We start from the raw sequence: 20,935 nt of genomic DNA on the forward strand, positions 1-20,935 counted from the left end.
AATAAATAACCAGTGCTCGCAATTGCTTGCTGGTGAGAACTTTTATTCGCTCAACTGCCCAATCGTCTTGGTGCATCGCGCACCTCCTGCGTGAGCACCGTGTGTTTTGCTGCGACGCCAACCCGTGGCGTCGATGATGCATTGCCGGATCAGGCTGCGATCGGCGCGAGTCATGCGCGCTTCTTCCTTGTCTTCGCCGCCGGTGGTCAACCGTGCAGTGATTTCCAGTTCGCCGAGTACGTCGCGTTCGTCTTCATCAATCGCTTCTGTTCGTCGTCTTTATGAAGAGTTATTCATATAAACATCGATCCTCAATAGCGGTTATCAACGGTAACCATACACGGATAACTGGCTGCCTTGTTAAGGTCCTCGCAACTCTTAAAACCTTCACTTTGGGAATTGGTCTTCGTCGCTCATCAGGTGATAGCTCCCTTTCCCTATTCTTTAGCAAGAGAAAAATATGGACCTGCTACATCACATGCGAACGTTCGTGCTCGTTGGGAAATACAGTAGCTTTACGATCGCGGCTAAAGAGCTGAATCTAACGCTTCCCGCAGTCTCAAAGAGTATCTCCCGGTTGGAAGGCCATCTAAACGCTGTATTGCTGAACAGAACAACCCGTAAGGTTACTTTGACGGGGCCCGGACAAGATTTCTTCAATCGTTGTTTAACCATTATTGTCGGTGTGGATGACGCGGTTCAAACCGTTGCCGACAGCAAGGTACAGCCTGAAGGGCACTTGCGTGTCCATACTCTGAATGAAATCGGACGGCGTTATCTTATCCCGTTGATCGCGGACTATCGACGATCATTTCCACTGGTGACCTTTGATCTGACCCTGGAAAATCGAATTCCCGACCTTTGCACCGGAAACTTCGATGTAGCAGTTTCAGTTATGCCGCTGCTGAATGAAAAATGGATTTCTCGCAATGTGGGCGCAACCTATAGCGTGCTGTGTGCTTCGCCCGACTATATTGCTGGTCATGGAATGCCACTGGTACCTGAGGACCTCGCTGGACATGAGTGCATCAGGCCCTCGGATGATCCTGCAAGCACGGTGGACAACGCTACGTTTGAGGGACCTTACGGGCCGGTGAATCTTTATATTCCACCTTCGGAGTTTCACTTGAATACCAGTGATGGTCTATTGGATGCCGTAAATTCCGGTTTGGGGATCGGCTGCATCCCCGCCTTTGTTGCGGCAGAGCACCTGGCTGATGGACGACTGGTTAGAGTACTGCCTCTTTATCATCTTGAGTCGAACGGGATCCATGCCGTTTACCGATCAGAGTCAAGCAGCAACACGTGTATTCGAAGCTGGACTGCACACCTGGGCAATAACTTGCCCAGGCTCCTGGCCAGCGATCTGCATGAGCGATCGGCCTAACGGCGCATGCTGTCAGTCAGTCGGCTGCCTGTATGTGTTGTCTGATTATTTCCGTATCAAAATCGAGGTTGAACGATGAGCTTCAAATCCAACGCCAGGCTTTGCCCAAGCGCGCTTTGCATAGTAGTCGCAACTGCTGCAGTCCTTGCCGGATGTGCCTCGGTGTCTGCACCAGCAAAGGGTTCAAGAACAGTTTTGCAACACGAGGTTTACCCGTCGGGGTACGAAGTCAACGTGATCCGCATCGTGCTTCCTGCGAACACTAATTCACCCCATCACGAACACCCGGGTTTGGAGTCGGGCTATATCGCAAGAGGATCTGTGACGATCAGCATTGATGGCCAGGCGGAACATGTGCTGCGCGCAGGGGATACCTTTGAGACGCCGGCGTATGCGCCCCATATTGTAAAAAATGGGCCCGCCGAGACAGAGATTATTTCGACCTACATCACTGAAACCGGAAAGCCAGTAACGAAGGCGCTGCCGTAGCTATTACTGGCTGGTTCGATGCCTGTCTTTACCCAGGCACCGAGCATGAAGCTTGGTGAGGTACCAGCGTTTCGGAGTAGGTGGCGCCTCCCCATACTTCTGATGTCACAGGAACCTCCAACGAGTAGATGAGTGCGCAGTTTGACAGCGCTACGGAAAAGCAATTTCCCGACTTTTGTGTCGAGCGAGCAGCTACAAGTTCAATCAGTGGCAAGGGGGGGCTAGCAACGCTCAGTCACTGAAAAGATCAAACATCAACTGCCGGAACCAGCGATTGGCCGGGTCGCGAACACATCGGGCATGCCAGAACAGGTTGATGGCAATTTCTGGCAGTGGCATCGGCAAGGGCAGGATGGTGAGACCGAATGGCTCGGTGCAACTGGTTGCGAAACGCTCCGGTACCGTTGCTATGAGATCCGTATTCTGGAGGATGTGACCGACTGCGACGAAATGCGGCACTTCCAGTTTGATGTCTCGATGCAGACCAGCGCGCTGCATGACTCCATCTATTTCTCCGTGACCTGTACTGGCTGCGATAACCCTGACATGGCCGTATTCACAGTAACGCTCTTGGGTCATGGCGTGCTGTGTGATGGGATGCCCCTTCCTGCATAAGCCTACGTAGCGATGGTGAAAAAGTCGTCGCTGATAAAAACCTGCCTGTAGGTCCGGTAACAGTCCTACTGCCAGATCAACGCTGCCGTTGGCCAGCCCTTCGGACAAGCCTGCATGGCTGCGCAGCGTCGTCACCGACACACCCGGCGCAAGCGTAAGCAGGGTCTGGATCAACTTCGGCATGAAGTAGATCTCGCCAATATCCGTCATCGCAATCACAAACCGTTTTTGCGTCGTCGCCGGATCGAAATCGTCAAGACGATTCAACGCACCGTGCAGTGTGCCAATGGCGTTAGCCACGGGCTCGGCCAGTTGCATTGCGTAGGGGGTGGGCTGCATGCCCTGATTCGTCCGTACGAACAGCTCGTCATTGAGTGCTGTGCGCAATCGTTTAAGGGCATTGCTCATTGCTGGTTGAGTAAAGCCAAGGTTCTGAGCGGCGATGGACACGCTTCGGTCTAGCAACAACTGGTGGAAGATCACCAGCAAATTTAAATCCAGATCGCGTAAGTGCATTGCGGTGCCCTTGAGGCCTGAGGCTAGAGCCGATATTCATGATGGTGATAGTTTCTATGGTTTTTGCACCATTTATCAATAGCGATCTGCGTTGCATTATCGGGACATTCCAAAAACAAGACGCAAGGTTGTCCCCATGAGCAGTCCTCAATCGAAGCTACAAATAGCCATCGTTGGCGGTGGTATCGCAGGCGTGGCCCTGGCACTGGATCTGTGTCGCCACGCCCATCTCGACATCCTGCTATTCGAAGCGGCGCCTGCATTTGGCGAGGTCGGGGCGGGGGTCTCATTTGGTGCCAACGCCGTTCGTGCAATCGAAGGGTTGGGCATTGGCAAACCCTATCAACTCATTGCTGACCGCACTCCACAACCCTGGCAGGACATCTGGTTTGAATGGCGTCGTGGCGCAGATGCGGGTTATCTGGGAGCCAGTATCGCGCCGGGCGTTGGCCAGTCATCCGTTCATAGAGCCGATTTTCTGGAGGCCTTGGCGCAGCAGTTGCCAGCTGGAATCGCTTGTTTTGACAAGCGTGCGCTGAAGGTCGAAGAAACAGCTGAGCGGGTTCGGGTTCACTTTACCGACGGAACCGAACACGAGTGTGACCTGCTGATCGCCGCAGACGGTATCAAGTCCTCGATTCGCGATTATGTTCTGCAAGGCTTGGGGCATCCCGCCGTAGTTCCTCGATTCAGTGGCACGTGCGCTTATCGTGGAATGATTGATAGCGAAACACTGCGTGCGGCTTATCGCGCAGCCGATATCGACGAACATTTGATTAACGTTCCGCAGATGTATCTGGGCCTTGACGGGCACATCCTCACATTCCCGGTCAAAAAAGGCCGGCTGATCAATGTCGTGGCCTTCGTCTCTGATCGCAGCTCCCAAGACCCGCAATGGCCCCAGGATAAACCCTGGGTAAAAAACACCACACAAGCCGAGATGCTCGATGCGTTTTCGAGCTGGGGCGACGCGGTTCGGGTCCTGCTCGAGTGCATTCCTGCGCCCACGCTCTGGGCCCTTCATGAGCTGGAAGAGCTGCCCGGCTATGTTCATGGTCGCGTGGGCCTGATCGGTGACGCAGCGCACGCCATGCTACCCCATCAAGGAGCTGGCGCTGGCCAAGGCCTCGAAGATGCCTGGTTGCTCGCCCGTTTATTGGCAGATCCTCAGGTCGATGCCGGGAATGTCAAACGTGTGCTCGAGGTTTACGACCAAGTGCGCAGGCCACGTGCGTGCCGGGTCCAGCGGACCTCGTGGGAAGCCGGCGAGCTGTATGAATATCGTGATCGTCAGGTCGGCGATGACCAGCCCCTTCTATCAACGACTCTGGCCAACCGGTTCGACTGGCTGTGGAACCACGACATGGAAATTGATCTGGCGAGCGCACGCGCTCAGCTCGGATGGCAATAACGAGGCTGGGTTGCCCCCGTGCCGGATCAATTGCAGAAACATCAACAATAAAAAAGGAGCCACATCATGACCGTCAGCATTACAAACACACCTCAGGTTCTTGAGTTTCTCAAGGACGCTGCGGGATTGAAGAACACCGCTGGCAGTGCCCGAAACAAGCAGATTGTCTTTCGCCTGCTGCAGGAGACCACCCGGCTGATCGAAGAGCTGGACGTCAGCGACGACGAGTTCTGGTCAGCTGTCGAATACCTCAACCGTTTAGGTGCAAGTAATGAGGCGGGGCTATTGGTCGCGGGGCTTGGCATTGAACACTTCCTCGACCTGCGCAACGACGCCAAACAGGCAGAAGCCGGACGAACCGGTGGAACGCCACGCACCATCGAAGGCCCGCTGTACGTCGCCGGAGCTCCTCTTTGTGAGGGCTACGCTCGCCTGGATGACGGGGCCGAGGGAGATGCCGCAACGGTTATGTTCGTGGAGGGCCAGGTGCTGGACCTGCAGGGTCAGCCGGTCGCTGGAGCCTTGGTCGACGTCTGGCAAGCGGACAGTAAGGGTAACTACTCGCACTTTGACAAAAGCCAGTCCGAATACAACCTGCGCCGCCGGATAGTGGCTGATGCGCAGGGGCGTTACCGGTTTCGAAGCATTGTGCCATCGGGCTATGGCTGCAATCCGTCAGGTCCTACTCAGGAGTGCCTGAACCAGCTCGGTCGTCATGGTCAGCGTCCGGCACACATTCATTTTTTCGTATCCGCATCGGGCTATGAGCATCTGACCACCCAGATAAATCTTTCGAACGATGCCTACCTCTGGGATGACTTCGCCTATGCCACTCGTGATGGATTGATTGGCGAGGTTCGCTTTGTCGAAAACCCTGAGGCAGCTCAGGAAAGCGGGGTTGCCGCGCGGTTTGCCGAGATGACTTTCGACTTCCAGTTGCGCCAGGCGGTTGATCGCGAAGCCGAGCAGCGGAGCACTCGCCCGCGGGCGCTTCAGGCCTCGTAAAACAGCATTGCATACCATCAATCGAAAATGAAAAAAGAGGATAACCGCATGTCCCTGAGTAATTTGAAACCCATTGAAGTCACTGTCGCTGTCTTGCGTGAGGCGGGTGCAAGGCTGCAGGTAGAGCGCGCCGAGTTGGGCATTCCACGTCCCGACGAAGTCCGCGTGCGCATAGTTGCAACGGGCGTTTGCCACACGGATATGGTCGTTCGTGACCAGCTATTCCCGACGCCGCTGCCTATCGTTCTGGGGCACGAAGGTGCAGGTGTGGTCGAGTCAGTAGGATCGGCGGTAACCACTATTGTGCCCGGCGACCATGTTGTGATGACTTACATGTCGTGCGGGCTATGCCTGCCGTGCGAAACCGGCCACCCAGCCCATTGTTCACATATGCACCCACTGAACTTCGGTGGGGGCCGTCTGGATGGCAGCACCTCGACGTGCAGTTGCGAAGGTAATGCGCCCATTCATGACCACTTTTTCGGTCAGTCATCTTTTTCGACCTATGTCATCGCCAATGAACGCAATGTCGTCAAGGTCTCGAAGAAGGCACCGATTGAACTCCTGGGCCCACTGGGCTGCGGCATACAGACGGGGGCGGGCTCTGTACTCAAGGCCATGAAGGTCGAGGCGGGCGCAAGCTTTGCAGCATTCGGTTCTGGCGCTGTTGGACTGGCTGCGATCATGGCCGCCAAGGTCGCGGGTGCGACCACCATTATCGCGGTGGACGTAACCCCAAGTCGCCTGGAGCTGGCACTTGAGCTGGGCGCGACTCATATCATCAACAGCCGCCAAGAGGACCCGGTAGCGCGCATCCGTGAAATTACTGGCGGTGGCGTCAACTACAGCCTGGAGTGTTCAGGGCGCGCAGAAGTGTTGCGCCAGGCTATCGATGCGGTCACCACGTTAGGCATTTGCGGCATCGTCGGCGCGACGAAGATGGGCACCGAAGTGGCCTTCAACATTAACGACGTCATGATTCCCGGCAAGCGAATCATGGGCATCGTTCAAGGCGACGTAGTCGCCAATGCGTTCATTCCCACCTTGGTCGATCTGTACCTGCAAGGCCGTTTTCCGTTCGACAAGCTGTGCCGTTTCTATACCTTCGACCAGATCAACGAAGCCATGGCCGACAGCGAAAGCGGTATCACGATCAAACCGATCCTGCGCATGTCGACAGCGACTGACCTGGCTTGAATTTCCGACTGATAAAGGTAGCGAAAAGATGAATGTTCAACTGGTTATCGATAACGAGAAACTGGATGCCACGGGCGGCAAGACTTATCAGCGACTGGACCCGGTCAGCGCTCGACTGATCACCGAGGGGGCTGCATGCAGCGTTGAAGATGCCCGGCGCGCAGCAGCGTCATCACAGGCAGCGTTCAAGACCTGGTCCAAGGTCGGGCCGACGGAACGCCGTCGTCTGCTATTGGCCGCCGCTGATGTGCTAGAGAGCAAAATGGCCACGTTCTGCAGTGTTATGGCAGAAGAAATCGGCGCATCTCAATTATGGGCGCAGTTCAACGTAGGTGCGTCTGCGAACCTGTTGCGTGAGGCCGCCGCACTCACGACCCAGATCAAGGGTGAAACCATTCCGACCGACAAGGCCAATACCCTGTCGATGACCCTTCGCCAGCCTGTCGGCACCGTGCTGAGCATCGTGCCCTGGAACGGGCCGGTGGTATTGGGCGCTCGGGCCATTGCCTACCCGCTGGCGTGTGGCAACACCGTTATTTTCAAAGGGTCGGAAAACAGCCCCAGGACTCATGAGCTACTGGCCGAAGCCTTCTATGAGGCGGGCTTTCCTCCGGGGGTGTTGAACTTCATTATTTCGGCCCCCGAAGACGCGTCGGCCGTAACCGAAGCATTGATCAGCCACGACACTGTCCGACGGATAAACTTCACCGGTTCAACCAAGGTCGGGCGGATGATTGCCCAGACCAGTGCCAAACACCTCAAACGTTGCTTGTTGGAACTGGGTGGCAAAGCGCCCTTCATCGTTCTCGATGACGCTGATCTTAATGGCGCCGTGAACGCTGCGGTGTTTGGTGCCTTCCTTTATCAGGGGCAGATCTGCATGTCGACCGAGCGCTTTGTTGTCGACGAAGCGATCGCTGACCAATTCGTTGAGATGTTCGCCAAGCGTGTCAGCAGCCTGGAAATGGGTAATCCGGTTTCGTCGCCAGCCTGCGTGATAGGGCCGATGATTTCCCAAGGCTCGGTCCAACGCATCAATCAGTTGCTGGACGACGCAATCAGTAAAGGCGCAAAGATCGTTGCAGGCGGTCTGGCGGAGCAGGCGCTGATGGGCGCTACGCTGGTCGATCACGTGAGCTCATCAATGGACATCTACGATGAGGAAACCTTTGGACCGGTCACCACCGTGGTCCGAGTCAAAGGCGCAGAGCAGGCGTTGGCGGTAGCCAATGACACCGCCTACGGCCTTTCTTCATCGATTTTCAGCCGCGATGTCAGCCGTGCCCTTGAACTGGCGAGTCGTCTGGATGCCGGTTGCGTGCATATCAATGGGGCGACAGTACAGAACGAACCGCAAGCCCCCTATGGCGGCGTGAAGAACAGCGGTTACGGCCGGTTCGACGGCAGCGCTGTGATCGAGGAATTCACCGAAGTGAAGTGGGTGACCGTGGAGCCGGCCGACCAGCCGTATCCGTTCTAGGTTAAGCCCGAAGCAACGCTTTCAAAACGTAAAACGGCCCTGTGGAGGATCAACTCCCAGGGCTATCGCGTGCTCACCGTAAATGGTTGCGAACAATGAATAATAAAAAATCGTATGCACCCGCAAGCCTGTTCAAGAACATTCACTATCTGATGCTCGGCTCCGCGCTGGTTGTGGCGCTGCCGGATGCCCGGGCCACTGAGGGAGGAGGATCCTCCTACCCAATGGGGGCTGAAAACTACATGACCGGGGCCATGCCGCCACCGGGGTTCTACAGCCAGATATTCGCCGAAAGCTATCGGGCGGACGACCTGCGCGACAACCGGGGTGGCAAGGCGGTCGATGATTTTCATCTGAGTGCGGATGTCATCGCCCCACGACTGATCTGGGTGACTGAGCAAAAAGTGCTGGACGGAGCATTGGCATTTCACCTGAACGTTCCACTGGTTAACCTGCGTGTTGACGTCAACGGCCAGCATCAAAGCAAGAAAGGCATGGGCGATATCATCTTTGGTCCTGCGCTGGGGTATCACTACAGCGAAAAATTCCACGCCATCTACGCGCTGGACATCTTCGCGCCAACCGGGCGCTATGAGCAGGGTGATCTGGCCAACATTGGCCGTAACTACTGGGCGTTCGAACCGATTGCGGCGTTTTCTTACGTTGATCCCGTCGGGCTCAACGCCGACATCAAGATGATGTACGACTTCAACCTGCGCAACTCGGACACCGACTATCGGTCGGGGCAGGAGTTGCACGCGGACTACTCCCTTGGATGGGGAGTAGGGCATGGTTGGGTTTTGGGCGTCGGGGGGTATATCTACCGTCAGACAACCGATGATCGCCAAAACGGCGACCGGGTGGAGGACAACAAGGGACGCGCTTTTGCGATAGGTCCGTCGATCAAATACAGCAGTTCGTCTGGCTGGTTTGTCACTGCTAAGTGGCAAAAGGAAAGTGATGTCCGCAACCGTCCTGAAGGTGAAGCGTACTGGATCAAACTTACCGTGCCCCTTTAACCCGAGGGTAACTGCATTAAGGGCGGCCTAAAGCCGCCTTTTGTTTCCTGACACCCTGGATACCAAAGCCGCTGGAGGTACTGCCTACGGCGATGACCAACGTGTCGTAACTTGCTGTTCGATCAGCCAGTATTTGTTTAACGTTCTCATCCAGTACGGCGTCCAATGAAATGTATTCGTCGCCGATGTTGAGGTCTTTCATTCGGCCAAGTTGGAAGGAGAATGATTCCATTTACCTTGTAAAACCGTTCGCTTGCATGTTTCAGCAAGCGAACGGGTACGGCCAACAGTACTCAGTACTATTGATTGAAAGCAGTGTTGATTAGCCTGGGATTAATTCAGCTTGGCTGAAGAACGCCGTTTTGCTTCGCTGTATGTGTTGCCAAAGCATCCATGAGTGCAGGGGAAAGGCAATCGTAAGGTGGCAAGCCAATTGCGTTGAAACGGGCGCGGATACCGTCCATTTCAGCTGGCGGGGTGCCCGTTTCAATGACCGATGATACGAACGCGGCGAAGCCAGGTGCAGCCCAGCCGGTCTGAGGGGACAGTTCGGTATGCACGAAGTCCAGACCATGGAAAGCATGGTTTTGGTTCTCGATGCGGCCGTACAAATGCGCGCCACAGTCTTTGCAGGCATGACGCTGGATGGTTGCGCTTTCATCAATAATGGCCAGTTTCGCCGCGTTGGCGGTGACGCTGACTTTGTCGCGTGGAACTACAGCGATGACGGCAAATTTGGCGCCCGCTGGTTTCCAGCATTTGCTGCAGCCACAGGCGTGGTTATGCAGGGTTTGGGCGTCGATTTTGACCTCAACCTTGTCGGTTGAGCACAGGCACAGCAGCGTGCCGCCCGCGAAATCGGCAGTTGCCGGTTTAATGCCGTTATCCAGCGCAGGATGAAGTTTTACTTCGCTCACGTTGTATCTCCAGATCTATGGGTGATTTGGAATGAGTTCTGAGGCAAGTGCCCCAGAACAGGGGAATACATCAGTATTTGATGACGGTGCGGATGGACGTGCCTTCGTGCATCAAGTCAAACGCCTCATTGATGCGCTCCAGGCCCATGGTATGGGTGACAAAAGGTGCCAGCTCAATTTCGCCTTTCATCGAGTCTTCAACCATCTTCGGCAGTTGGCTACGACCTTTTACGCCGCCAAACGCCGAGCCTTTCCAGGTGCGGCCGGTGACCAACTGGAAGGGGCGGGTTGAAATTTCCTGACCGGCACCGGCGACACCGATGATGATCGATTGGCCCCAACCGCGGTGTGCACATTCGAGTGCTGCGCGCATCACATGCACGTTACCGATACATTCGAAGGAGTGATCAACACCCCAGCCAGTCATCTCGATGATCACCTGCTGGATCGGCTGATCGTGATCTTTTGGATTCACACAGTCTGTAGCGCCAAACGAGCGGGCCAGTTCAAATTTGGCAGGGTTGGTGTCGATCACAATGATCCGTCCTGCTTTAGCCTGGCGCGCGCCTTGAACTGCAGCCAATCCGATGCCGCCCAGGCCAAAGATGGCCACAGTGTCACCAGGCTGGACTTTGGCCGTGTTGTGCACCGCGCCAATACCGGTTGTCACACCGCAGCCGAGCAGGCAGACGTGCTCAGGGTTGGCATCTGGGTTGATCTTCGCGACAGAAACCTCAGCCACAACCGTGTATTCACTGAACGTCGAGCAACCCATGTAGTGGTACAGCGGCTGGCCGTTATAGGAGAAACGTGAGGTCCCATCAGGCATGACGCCTTTGCCTTGGGTAGCGCGGACTGCTGTGCACAGGTTGGTTTTACCGGATTTACAGAACAGACATTCGCCGCACTCGGCGGTGTACAGCGGAATGACGTGGTCGCCAACTTTCACGCTGGTCACACCTTCGCCTACTTCCACAACTATACCGGCGCCTTCGTGGCCCAGTACCACCGGGAACAGACCTTCCGGATCATCACCTGAAAGGGTGAAGGCATCGGTATGGCATACGCCGGTATCGGTGATCCTGATCAGCACTTCACCCTTGCGTGGCGGCTCAACGTCGATTTCGACGATCTGGAGTGGCTTGCCAGGTTCGAATGCAACTGCAGCACGAGATTTCATATGACTTTCTCCAAGTGATGATGCTCATTTGACCAAGGCAAGCAGCCACGCCGATGTTAGGTGTAGGGCCTATTTGAGGTACGTGCGCACCAATGAAACCACTTCATCGATCGACGAGCGCTGCGCCTCGGTCGTTTCTACCAGATTCGTAAACTCTTCTCTGAGATGGCTTTCCAGCACGCCTGCCATCAGTCCGTTCACAGCCCCGCGTATGGCGGCAATCTGTTGCAGGACCGGGCCGCATTCAGAACCCTTTTCAAGCGCCGCCTCAAGGGCATCAAGTTGCCCCCTGACGCGCCGAACCCTTCCCAGTACGCGTTTTTTCTCAGCAGGTGAATGTGGCATCTATGTTCTCCAGGTGTGTACATGGATCGCATTGTACACAGGTACTGGGAGGGGGTATCTGTAGGTACTGATGGGGAGTATATGCGCATACTGGTGGGGAGTATACAGAGGTATCTGCGTCTCACTGTCGCATGGGCTTTCAGCGGCTCGGTTTTCGTGGTTGGAATTGACACGCTCAAAGAGCTGTTCGCCTGATAGGCATTGTTCAGGCGGGCTACAAACTCTGTAGACCACCGCAAATCAACATCGACGATGAAGCCTAAGAGTGGCTGGATGGTTCTGGGCAAACGATGGGAGCAGTCGCGGATCCGATAAGGCTCGGCATAAGGATGCAACTTCATATCAGGAGCGATCCAGGGCGCGATATCAATTACCCACGAGCTTAGCCCTGAATGTCCGAACCAAAAACAGCCTCCAGGTTTGGAGACTCCCATCGTTTTGTTTGCAATCGAAGTGTGGTCGATTTTTTCAAGAGGCTGAACAAGCTGTTAAATGCGGATGGACACCTTTTCCAGCGTTGATGCAGGAGGGCGATGGCCCCTCAAAAACCCTCACCTTGTAAATGCGAGGTGAGCAGTTCTTTGAAGCGTTGGATCGCGTTTTCATTCCGCTTGTAGAAATGAACATTTCCCTGTTTGTTCAGATCGATCAGTCCGGCTCTTTTGAGTGAGTCCATGTGCACTGATACCGTCGATTGAGAAAGACTGCATCTAAGGGTTACCTGCCCAAAGCACACGCCGAAATCCTGACCGTACGCTTGCTCCGGAAAATACAGTTGAGGATCCTTCAGCCATACCAAAATCTGGCGTCTGAGGGGGTGGGCAATGGCTCTTATGGACGTATCGAATTTCTGGGTCTGTGTCGAGTTTTGATCTGTATTGAGTGCCATGGGACGTTCTCGAGGGGTGAAGCTCGCATTCCGGGAAAAGCTCGACCGGTTCAGTTGAGCATGTCAGCGATCGATTCAGCTGCAATCTGGTAGGACTGACAACGCGCTTCAGCGTCGTAAATCCTCGCATCGATGATCACTTCGTCTGCCTGTGTCGTCGCTATGAACTGCCGCAGCCAGCTACCCACATCATTTTTGTCTCCGACCGCAGTACACACCATGGCCTGTGCCAGGTTGTGTCGTTCAAAATCGGAAAGCCGCTCCATATAGCCTTCGACGGGTTTTGGGAGGGGGCCAGGCTTACCTGCGTACAACTTGCTTACCCATTGTCGATGAGAACTGGCGTGGTACTCGGCCTCGGAGCGGGTTGCTGCTGCGAAGACATTGGCACCGGCGATGACATAAGGCTTCTTCAGTACCGCAGAGGGCTGGAATGTCGCGCGGTAGTGATCAATTGCATCCATTAGAAAGCGTGGCGCGAAGTGTGAGGCGAACGCGTAAGGCAGCCCTAATCTGGCTGCCAGGTCTGCGCTGTTCGGGCTGGAGCCCAGCAGCCAGATCGGAAGACTGTGATTGCCCGGGATCGCTCGGACAGGCTGGCGACCCTCGTCGGCAAGGTAGTCAGCCAGTTGCTGGATGTCTTGTTCGAAATTGCGTTCGGATGCATCGCCCCGTAGCGCGCGGATAGCAGGGCCGGCAGACCCGGGCGCTCTGCCGACACCCAGATCGATGCGACCCGGGAACAGAGTGTCCAGGGTGCCAAATTGCTCTGCCACGCTCAGTATCGAGTGATTGGGCAACATGATGCCGCCCGAGCCCACACGCAAAGTGCTTGTGGTAGCGGCGAGGTGCTGGATGAGCAACGTTGTTGCCGAGGAGGCGATACCCGGCAGGTCGTGGTGCTCTGCGACCCAGTAGCGTTTATAGCCATGGTTTTCTACGTGCCGTGCCAATGTGGCGGCTTCGTCGAGTGTGTGGGCGAAGGTCTTGCCGTCGCCGATCATCATGAGGTCAAGGACTGAAAGCGCCGTCATTGGGTGCTCCTGTTTGCAGGGTGAAGGGGAAGGGCGGGCCCACTATTTCAAAGGGAATGCGGCCCAGTCCGGATGGGACTCCAGGCGTCGGTCAATATCTCTAAGCGTTGTCAGGCAGCGCTGTAGCTTCAGATAGATATCTCCACCGTAATCCCAGCCGAGCATGCCAATACTGCCGGCATAGCCAATACGGTCCAGCGCTGCGATCAACGCGAAGTTATCCATTTCACCCCGATCCACGGGTTCCATGGTGGCGACACCACCCCAGCCCAGTTGTGAAAGTGCGCTGCCGGAGGTCACCACTTGCATGAGCCAAGGCTTCATCGCCTGCAGGCATTTTTCAAGTTCACCTTCCTGGCTGGCGTACCAGTGGTAGCCATTGAACGATGCGCCCAGCCGGGGGTGGTTAAAGTGCTCGCAGATTTGCACAACCTGTGTGGTGGTCTGGGTTACGTGGTGTAGGTGCGGATAGAGCGCAATGCGCAATCCGCGGCGCTCGGCAATGGGCAATATCGATTCGATAAAGCGCAGGATCGCGTCACTGCCATTGACCGATGTTTGTACTGCCAGCTCGATGAGCTCTACGCCCTCGACGGTGTCCACGATGCGCCGCAGTACAGCGTCATTGCGGCCTTCATGCAGCACCAGATAAAGCGCGTCAACTTTCAGGCCGTAGTTGTCTTTCACACTGGGCAGCAAGGTCAGATCGGTCAGCGGCGTGCCTCCCCAGGCAGAAACGGTGATTCCGTCATAACCCAGTTCTGCCAGCATTTCGCATTGTGTCTGGAACTCGTAAACCCCCATCGATGAGTAGAAGAACGAGTCAAGCGCGTGGATTGGATGAGCCATCAATCGTCTCCGGACCCTAGTAGGGCAAAGTGTTCAAGACTGCCCATTCGGGGTGGGCGGCTAACCGTTGCTCCATGGAGCGAAATGCCGTCATCGATCGGCGCAGGTTGCCATACACATCACCGCCCATGCTTTCCCAGCCCAGAACGCCGACACGCCCATCAAAACCACGACGCTCCAGCGCACCGAGCAGCACGAAATTATCCATTTCACCCTCGTCCAAAGGCTCGATGGTTGCCAGGCCGCCCCATCCCAGCGGCGAGCGTCTGCAGCCGGCGATATTCACCTGATTGAGCCATGGCCACACCGCGTCGAGTCTTTGCTCCAGCGCCTTCTCTTGATTGGCGTACCAGTGATAACCATTGAAGACGATGCTCAGGCGCGGGTGCTTGAATTCTTCACACAGCGCGACTGCCTCGGAGGTGGTTTGCATGCCGTACCGCGCGTGTGGGTACAGGGCGATGTCCAGTCCGCGGCGTTCGCAGATGGGCAGCAAGTGCTCGAGCATCCTCCTGTCCCTATCGGTGACTTCTTCACCCGAGTGCAGGGCCAATTCAATGGTCGAACAGCCCTCGATGGATTCAAAGACGTTAGTCACGAAAGATTCCAGACCTGGACGATAGATCAGGTAGACGGCGCCTACATCCAGTCCCCATTGGGGCTTGATGAGGGGGATCGATTTCAGATCTTCGCTCCACGCCGACATGGTAAGGCCCTGGTAGTCGAGCTCAGCCAACATCTCGCACTGAGCCGACAGCGGATAGGTGCCCAATGCGGTCTGAAAAATGAAATCCATATGGTGTAGAGGCCGTTTCATCAATGCATCTCCGCTTTCGGTGGGGTCGGTAACGGCAGACTTGGAAACACAGGCAGGAGGTATTCGCCCAGCTCATCGATGACTTCTGCCGCATCCCGCCGTTGAGGCTTGAAGTGCAGAGCAACATGGCTGACGCCCTGATCCCGCTGGCGCTTCCAGAGTTCGATCAGTGCGTTGCGACCTGCGCGCAACACACGTCCCGGTTGCACGGGACAATTCGGATCACGATCCAGGTCGAATAAGGTGCCGTAGCCGTAGGGCTTGTAGCCGTTTGCCCCGCAGGCGGTCCGCCAACGATCGATGGTTTGTGGTACGAGTGCGGGGTTTGACAGGTAAGACAATATGCCGTCGGAGTGTTCGGCTATCCATTCGAGCGACTGACCCGATTGGCCAATCACTATGGTCGGAATTCGAGGGCCGACGGGCTTGGGTATCAGGTCAATAAACCCTCCCAATTGGCCATAGAATTGCGATGAGTGCTTCGGCCAATGCTGTTCGGTCGTAGCGCGAATGAGGGCCAATGCATCACGAAAACGCTCGGCGCGGCTCTCGAAATCAATGCCGAATGCAGGGTACTCAACGGGTCGATCCCCAGTTGCCAGTCCCAGTATGAAGCGACCTCCCAATAGCTGATCAACGCTTGCTGCCTGTTTGGCAACGATCAGTGGGTCGCGCAATGGAAGAACAATACCTGCAGTACCAATCGTAATCCGCTTGGTAACGGCCGCGAGATAGCTGGCGTAGACCATTGGGTCGAGGATCTGCCCGACGTCGCCGAAGTTTGGATCGTAGAAAGGAACATCACGTAACCAAATCGCTGCAAATCCGGCGTCGTCAACCTTGCGCGCCAACGCGGCATGTTCGGCCATGGTTGGGCTTGGGCTGTTTGGGTAGCTCTCCAATGGAGCAATGAAGCCAAAGGTCAACTGGCCAGGCTGAAAGACGCGTGAATATCCGGGGTGTTGCTCAAGTTCTGGGTTTAGTCTGTCGGGGGGACGTGTGAATGTCATTGTAAAGTGTCTCGTATAAATGGATGCAACGGCGCATCCAGATTCAACGGCGTTAATTCGCTATGGCAATGACTATAAGTGGGATGCCTGGAAAGAAAAACAGGATAGAATTCCGATCATTTCGGAATAAAACGCTTACATGAGAGGTCGGACATGGATCACTTTGGCGCGCTTAGCGCATTCGTTCAGGCCGCACAAACACGCAGCTTTACCGAGGCGGGTCGCAGAACCGGCGTGTCGTCCTCTGCAGTGGGCAAGGCCGTCGCGCGATTGGAGCAAGACCTCGGTGTAAGGCTGTTTCATCGTTCGACTCGGGCCATCACGCTGACCGCCGAGGGCGGTCTGTTCCTGGAACGCTGCAATCGGATTTTTGCTGAGTTCGAGGTCGCCAAGCGCGAGCTCACTCAGGCCGCAGGCAAACCGCAAGGGAAATTAAGAGTCGGCCTGCCGCAATTGGGCATGAGCCTGATGGCCCACTTGATCGCTTTTCAGCAGGCTTACCCTGAGATTGAACTCGAGCTTGAGTTCAGCGACAGGCTGGTCAATGTGATTGAGGAAGGGTTTGATGCTGTCGTGCGTATCGGTGAGGCCGAGGATTCGCGACTCACCCGGCGCAGGCTCAATGGTTACAGTCATCGGTTGGTAGCGTCCCCGGCATACCTTTTGGATCGAGGCGTTCCTGGCCGACCGTCTGACCTTTCCAGGCATTCCTGCCTGCGTTATCGATACCCCACCAGTGGCAAACTGGATCCTTGGCCGCTTGTGGTTAAAGGCGCCGCAGTCACTGTTGACGTCCCGACGTCGGCGACAGCCAACGCCATTGAGTCCTTGATGGCGATGGCCGAGGCGGGTCTGGGCATTGCCTGCCTTCCAGATTTTTTTGTAGAGAACGCCGTTGCCGAGGGACGATTAACGCCTGTTCTAGAGCGCCATGTTCACGACCATCGCACCATCAGTATTCTCTGGCCCTCCAGCCGTCAGCCGTTACCGAAGATCAAGGCGTTCGTGGAGTTCATGGCTTCTCGCCTGGCTTAGATTACTTGCCGAGGTCGGCCAGCTTGTCGGGATAGCGCCGCTTCGTTGTGACTGAGCAAACGATAGGCGGTTTATCTATCCCGACCAGGACTGATTACGCTTTCGATGGCTTTGCAGCGAAAGCGCCGTCACCCAGCAAAGCAACAACCAGCGCAGTCACGGACAGGTAAATCGGATATTCCCAGCCGCCATTGGCATTGGTAAAGCTCCAGCCGTTGCCGAAGTGCACGGTCGCGGCTACAAACAGTTGAACAACAGCAATCGCAGCCACCCAGCGAGCATAGACGCCCAGGACCAGCATCAAACCGCCGATGACTTCAAAGGCCATAACCGGATAGGCCAGGAAGCCTGGGAAGCCAATGGACTCGAAAAAGCCAGCAGTACCTGCCGGGGTGAAGACGAATACTTTGGTCAGACCGTGGGCGATGAACATGATGCCCAGAGCCAGGCGCATGACTAGTGCGGCGTAAGGAGCGGTGCGTGAATCAATCATGATGAAGCTTCCTTTGGTTATTAGAGCGGATCAGTTAGAAAGTGAAAGGGTCTGGTTCAGCCATTGCGAGAAATCAGCCAGTTCTTCCGGGACAATCTCGTGGGCCATGTCGTAAAAGTGAGTCTGGTGTTCCACACCAATCCGGCTGAGCCAGGCGTCAGCTTCATGTGCCCAGTCAATAGGCAGCACGTTGTCGTGGTGGCCGTGAGCAATGAAGGCTGAGACGCTTTTCAGCTGGGCCTGTGTCGCAATCCGCGGCTCGATTTCCCGCAGCATCCGCCCGCTGAGCAGCGCAAAGCCTGCCACCAGTTCAGGTCGCGTGACGCCGACGCTGGAACTCATGATCCCGCCTTGGCTGAAGCCGGCGATCACGGTAGGTAGCGGAGGAAGTGCCTCAATAAACCGGATCAACAACTGGCGGCTGGATTCGGCCTGCTCCTGATTGAACGACGGCCCATTGCTGGTGAAGTTGACCTGGTACCAGGCGAATCCTTGAGGGCCAACCTGCAGCGGGCCGCGGAGCAACAGAATCTCGATGTCTTCTGGCAGGGATGCGGCAAGGCTGGCCAGATTGGTTTCGTTCGATCCCACGCCGTGAAGCAGCAACAACCGTGCTTTCGGGCTGGCGGTGTTACACGCCTTACGGAAGAAAATACCTGACTCTGACTCGCGTGCTGGTTCAGAAAAGCTGATGTTTTGCATGAAGTTATCTCACATCTTGAACGGGTTGAACTGACTCGAATCGTTCGTTATCGATCGAGGTGAAGAGGTAGCTGTCCATGGCCAGTACGCCATGGGTAATCCCGCCGTCCAGAACCTGAGTCTGGTAACTTTTTCCGGCTGCACCGAGCGCAATGAACAGCGGCAAGAAATGCTCATCGGTCGGATGTGCGCGTTCCGCTGAAGGTGCGTATTGCTTGTAATCCAGCAATTGATCAATGTTTCCAGCCTGCAAGGTTCTGGCGGTCCAGGCTGCAAACTGTTTGACGTAGTCGGCGCCGTGGCTCGTAGCGCCGCGGAACTCGTACAGGTTATGGGTCAGGCTTCCTGACGCCACGATCAGCACATTCATGTCTCGCAGCGGCTTGAGTGCTGCGCCAAGTTGCCACGCGCTGCGCGTATCAAGCGTCGCAGGCATGGAGACCTGAACCACCGGTATGTTTGCTTCGGGCGCCAGATACAGCAGCGGTACCCATGCGCCGTGATCAAGACCCCGGGTCTGATCGAGCCGGGATTTCCAGCCCGCCGTCTGCAGCAGATCAACGATATGACTCGCTAACTCTGGCGCGCCCGGCGCCGGGTAGGACAACTGATACAAAGCGTCCGGAAAACCGCCAAAGTCGTGAATGGTTTTAGGTGCGGTGCTCGCCGTTACACTGACTTCTCCACGGGTCATCCAGTGCGGCGAGAGGACTACGATGGCGTCAGGTTTTGGCAGTTCGCGACCAAGCTCGGCCAGTTTCGGGCCAGCCAGGCCGGGTTCGATTGCGAACGTAGGAGCACCATGAGACACAAACAGCAGGGGAAACAAAGTGTTCATGGTGACTATTCCTGTGTGATTACGTATTGATTACTTGCTCAGCCAGACCGGAGCGATCGAAGTGCCCAGACCCGCGCCGTAGCCGAGGTAGATGTTGAAACCGGCCAGTGGCTCCAAGTAGCGAGCGTTGACCAAGCCACCGGCATCCACAGTGTTCCAGCCCAGGCTGCGGGCCAGTGCGATAGCTGTCTGCTTGGCGCGCTCGCTGTCACTGGCGACAAATACGCTGCCGGTCTGGTTGTTGGCAAACTTCGGACCATCAGCGAGCACTTGAGCGAACAGGGTGTTGAACGCCTTCACGACGTTGGCTTCTGGCACAGCCTTGGCGATTTCTTCCGAGGCGCTGGTGACGTGGCCGACAGTCAACGACATGTAGTCGGCGCTGAGCGGGTTGGTGATATCGATGACTACTTTGCCGGTCAGATCACCGATGCTTTGCAGCGCTGTGATCGCATCGTCATAAGCGGTGGCAACGAGGACCACCTCGCTGTCACCCAAAGCTTCGGATGCCACATAGGCGCTGACATTAGCGTGCTGGTCCGCCAAGGCTTTAGCCTTACTGATGTCACGGCCGGTGATGCGAACGGTGTGCCCTGCGGTTGAAAGCTGTTTGGCAAAGGCTGAACCCATGTTGCCGGTACCAATTACTGTGATTTTCATGACTACCTCGTTTGAGTTGAGCTGCGTTTCGATGAGGCTCAGTTTATAGATTGCCCAGACGGGATAAATCAGGCTGAATGTGATGAATAGTTCCACTAAGTGAGACAATTATGGATCGTGCGCTAGAAATGCAGGTCTTTTGCACCGTTGTCGACAAAGGGAGTTTTGTAGGCGCAGCCGAGCCGCTCGACATGTCCAAAGCCGCAATATCGCGTTACGTGAGTGGGCTGGAAGAGCGACTCGGCGCGCGGTTATTGCAGCGCACAACTCGACGGCTCTCCTTGACGGATGAGGGGCGTCAGTTCTATCACCAGGCCCGCGAAGTGTTGGCGATGATGGATGAGGCAGAGGAGGCCGTGTCGTCTGCATCGCCTGAGGCCAGCGGTATCCTTCGAGTGAACGCCCCCGTCAGTTTTGGCGTGCTGCACCTGGCTCCGATTTGGGCCGACTTTATGAACGCCTACCCCAAGGTTGAGCTGGAGATCAGCTTGAGTGATCGTCTGGTAGACCTGGTGGACGAAGGCATCGATGCTGCGGTGCGTATTGCACGCATGGAAAATTCTTCGTTGGTGGGGAGACGTCTGGCCGGTACTCGGATGTGCTTGTGCGCATCGCCAGCGTATTTGGTCAGCCATGCAGCCATCCGCACCTTGTCAGATGTGGCGGAGCACGGGGTGGTGGCTTACAGCAACTTCGCCAGCGGCAATGAATGGCATTTCGAAGGGCCACAAGGCAGTGAAAGCGTACACACGCGTTCAGTGGTTCGGTGCAATAACGGGGATACCTGTCGAGCCATCACGTTGGCCGGTGGCGGCGTTTCGTTGCAGCCAAGCTTTATGGTGGCGCAAGATCTGCGTCGAGGCGATCTGGTCGAAATACTGCCCGAGTACCGCTCGGTCGAGTTGGGCATCTACGTGGTCTATCCGACCCGTAAACATTTACCTGCGAAGGTACGGGCGCTGATCAACTTTCTGGTGGAGCGATTCGCCCATCCGGTCTGGGAGCAGTGATAGACCTTTGGCAAAAAAACGGCTGATAAAAAGGGAG

The 20,935-nt window shown here is 55.9% G+C and carries 23 protein-coding genes and 1 pseudogene; 9 read left to right on the forward strand and 15 right to left on the reverse strand.

Translation table 11 applies throughout. The annotated features are described in order from the left end of the window. Nucleotides 1–65 precede the first annotated feature (65 nt). Nucleotides 66–255: pseudogene (locus tag AFK24_RS29710) on the reverse strand (hypothetical protein); the annotation flags it as partial. A gap of 205 nt (nt 256–460) precedes the next feature. Between AFK24_RS29710 and AFK24_RS06140 the strand changes: the two are divergent. Next, nucleotides 461–1,387: a LysR family transcriptional regulator gene (locus AFK24_RS06140; protein WP_065832383.1), complete on the forward strand. Its 927-nt coding sequence runs from the start codon at nt 461–463 to the stop codon at nt 1,385–1,387. Between the two features lie 75 nt (nt 1,388–1,462). Then, nucleotides 1,463–1,876 (forward strand): cupin domain-containing protein, encoded by a 414-nt coding sequence (locus AFK24_RS06145; protein WP_080482050.1) that lies wholly within the window; start codon nt 1,463–1,465, stop codon nt 1,874–1,876. Between the two features lie 231 nt (nt 1,877–2,107). Here AFK24_RS06145 and AFK24_RS06150 read toward each other — a convergent pair whose 3' ends face one another. Continuing rightward, nucleotides 2,108–3,007 (reverse strand): LysR family transcriptional regulator, encoded by a 900-nt coding sequence (locus AFK24_RS06150; RefSeq protein WP_065832385.1) that lies wholly within the window; start codon nt 3,005–3,007, stop codon nt 2,108–2,110. A 136-nt stretch (nt 3,008–3,143) separates the two neighbouring features. Here AFK24_RS06150 and salA point away from each other — a divergent pair, with 136 nt between their 5' ends. From salA to AFK24_RS06175, 5 genes are all read left to right on the forward strand, one after another. After that, on the forward strand, nt 3,144–4,418 hold the full coding sequence (gene salA, locus AFK24_RS06155; RefSeq protein ID WP_065832386.1) for a salicylate 1-monooxygenase: 1,275 nt from the start codon (nt 3,144–3,146) through the stop codon (nt 4,416–4,418). A 66-nt stretch (nt 4,419–4,484) separates the two neighbouring features. Beyond that, nucleotides 4,485–5,423, forward strand: a complete 939-nt coding sequence (catA, locus tag AFK24_RS06160) for a catechol 1,2-dioxygenase (RefSeq protein WP_065832387.1) — start codon at nt 4,485–4,487, stop codon at nt 5,421–5,423. A gap of 48 nt (nt 5,424–5,471) precedes the next feature. Next, the gene (locus AFK24_RS06165) at nt 5,472–6,620 is read left to right on the forward strand and encodes an NAD(P)-dependent alcohol dehydrogenase (RefSeq protein WP_065832388.1); all 1,149 of its coding nucleotides are present in this window, start codon (nt 5,472–5,474) and stop codon (nt 6,618–6,620) included. A gap of 28 nt (nt 6,621–6,648) precedes the next feature. Further along, entirely contained in the window at nt 6,649–8,100 is a 1,452-nt protein-coding gene (locus tag AFK24_RS06170; protein ID WP_065832389.1) for an aldehyde dehydrogenase, read from the forward strand. Nucleotides 8,101–8,195: 95 nt separating this feature from the next. Next, nucleotides 8,196–9,119 carry a SphA family protein gene (locus AFK24_RS06175; protein WP_430962144.1) on the forward strand — a complete coding sequence of 308 codons (924 nt, stop codon included), beginning with the start codon at nt 8,196–8,198 and terminating at the stop codon, nt 9,117–9,119. 16 nt (nt 9,120–9,135) lie between these two features. On the opposite strand, the gene AFK24_RS06180 is transcribed toward AFK24_RS06175, so the two are convergent. The 9 genes from AFK24_RS06180 to AFK24_RS06220 form a co-directional block, all read right to left on the reverse strand. After that, the gene (locus AFK24_RS06180) at nt 9,136–9,351 is read right to left on the reverse strand and encodes a hypothetical protein (RefSeq protein ID WP_139110454.1); all 216 of its coding nucleotides are present in this window, start codon (nt 9,349–9,351) and stop codon (nt 9,136–9,138) included. Nucleotides 9,352–9,457: 106 nt separating this feature from the next. Next, complete coding sequence (gene gfa / locus AFK24_RS06185; protein WP_065832391.1) at nt 9,458–10,036, reverse strand: S-(hydroxymethyl)glutathione synthase; 579 nt, start codon at nt 10,034–10,036, stop codon at nt 9,458–9,460. A 70-nt stretch (nt 10,037–10,106) separates the two neighbouring features. Beyond that, nucleotides 10,107–11,216, reverse strand: coding sequence for an S-(hydroxymethyl)glutathione dehydrogenase/class III alcohol dehydrogenase (locus AFK24_RS06190; protein WP_065832392.1), 1,110 nt, complete (start codon nt 11,214–11,216; stop codon nt 10,107–10,109). 69 nt (nt 11,217–11,285) lie between these two features. Continuing rightward, nucleotides 11,286–11,561: a formaldehyde-responsive transcriptional repressor FrmR gene (gene frmR, locus AFK24_RS06195; RefSeq protein WP_020291289.1), complete on the reverse strand. Its 276-nt coding sequence runs from the start codon at nt 11,559–11,561 to the stop codon at nt 11,286–11,288. Nucleotides 11,562–12,102: 541 nt separating this feature from the next. Further along, entirely contained in the window at nt 12,103–12,450 is a 348-nt protein-coding gene (locus tag AFK24_RS06200; RefSeq protein ID WP_065832393.1) for an ArsR/SmtB family transcription factor, read from the reverse strand. Nucleotides 12,451–12,500: 50 nt separating this feature from the next. After that, a complete protein-coding gene (locus AFK24_RS06205) occupies nt 12,501–13,484 on the reverse strand; it encodes an LLM class flavin-dependent oxidoreductase (protein WP_065832394.1) in 984 nt (327 codons plus the stop codon). Nucleotides 13,485–13,526: 42 nt separating this feature from the next. Next, on the reverse strand, nt 13,527–14,333 hold the full coding sequence (locus AFK24_RS06210; protein ID WP_065832395.1) for a sugar phosphate isomerase/epimerase family protein: 807 nt from the start codon (nt 14,331–14,333) through the stop codon (nt 13,527–13,529). Nucleotides 14,334–14,349: 16 nt separating this feature from the next. Beyond that, nucleotides 14,350–15,150 (reverse strand): TIM barrel protein, encoded by an 801-nt coding sequence (locus AFK24_RS06215; protein ID WP_065832396.1) that lies wholly within the window; start codon nt 15,148–15,150, stop codon nt 14,350–14,352. Further along, complete coding sequence (locus AFK24_RS06220) at nt 15,150–16,160, reverse strand: LLM class oxidoreductase (protein WP_065832397.1); 1,011 nt, start codon at nt 16,158–16,160, stop codon at nt 15,150–15,152. The genes AFK24_RS06215 and AFK24_RS06220 overlap by 1 nt, the downstream gene beginning before the upstream one ends. Before the next feature lie 153 nt (nt 16,161–16,313). Here AFK24_RS06220 and AFK24_RS06225 point away from each other — a divergent pair, with 153 nt between their 5' ends. Continuing rightward, on the forward strand, nt 16,314–17,195 hold the full coding sequence (locus tag AFK24_RS06225) for a LysR family transcriptional regulator (RefSeq protein WP_065832398.1): 882 nt from the start codon (nt 16,314–16,316) through the stop codon (nt 17,193–17,195). 94 nt (nt 17,196–17,289) lie between these two features. Here AFK24_RS06225 and AFK24_RS06230 read toward each other — a convergent pair whose 3' ends face one another. From AFK24_RS06230 to AFK24_RS06245, 4 genes are read right to left on the reverse strand one after another with little or no spacing between them, the layout of a single operon-like run. Continuing rightward, a complete protein-coding gene (locus AFK24_RS06230; protein WP_065832399.1) occupies nt 17,290–17,688 on the reverse strand; it encodes a DoxX family protein in 399 nt (132 codons plus the stop codon). 30 nt (nt 17,689–17,718) lie between these two features. Next, complete coding sequence (locus tag AFK24_RS06235; protein WP_065832400.1) at nt 17,719–18,390, reverse strand: alpha/beta hydrolase; 672 nt, start codon at nt 18,388–18,390, stop codon at nt 17,719–17,721. Nucleotides 18,391–18,394: 4 nt separating this feature from the next. Next, nucleotides 18,395–19,228: a DODA-type extradiol aromatic ring-opening family dioxygenase gene (locus tag AFK24_RS06240; protein WP_065832401.1), complete on the reverse strand. Its 834-nt coding sequence runs from the start codon at nt 19,226–19,228 to the stop codon at nt 18,395–18,397. Between the two features lie 30 nt (nt 19,229–19,258). After that, nucleotides 19,259–19,888: an NADPH-dependent F420 reductase gene (locus AFK24_RS06245; protein ID WP_065832478.1), complete on the reverse strand. Its 630-nt coding sequence runs from the start codon at nt 19,886–19,888 to the stop codon at nt 19,259–19,261. Nucleotides 19,889–19,998: 110 nt separating this feature from the next. Between AFK24_RS06245 and AFK24_RS06250 the strand changes: the two genes are divergently transcribed. Further along, the gene (locus AFK24_RS06250; protein WP_065832402.1) at nt 19,999–20,898 is read left to right on the forward strand and encodes a LysR family transcriptional regulator; all 900 of its coding nucleotides are present in this window, start codon (nt 19,999–20,001) and stop codon (nt 20,896–20,898) included. The last annotated feature ends 37 nt before the right edge of the window (nt 20,899–20,935 follow it).

Source organism: Pseudomonas syringae (genome assembly GCF_001698815.1).
GTDB classification, from domain to species: Bacteria; Pseudomonadota; Gammaproteobacteria; order Pseudomonadales; family Pseudomonadaceae; genus Aquipseudomonas; species Aquipseudomonas syringae_A.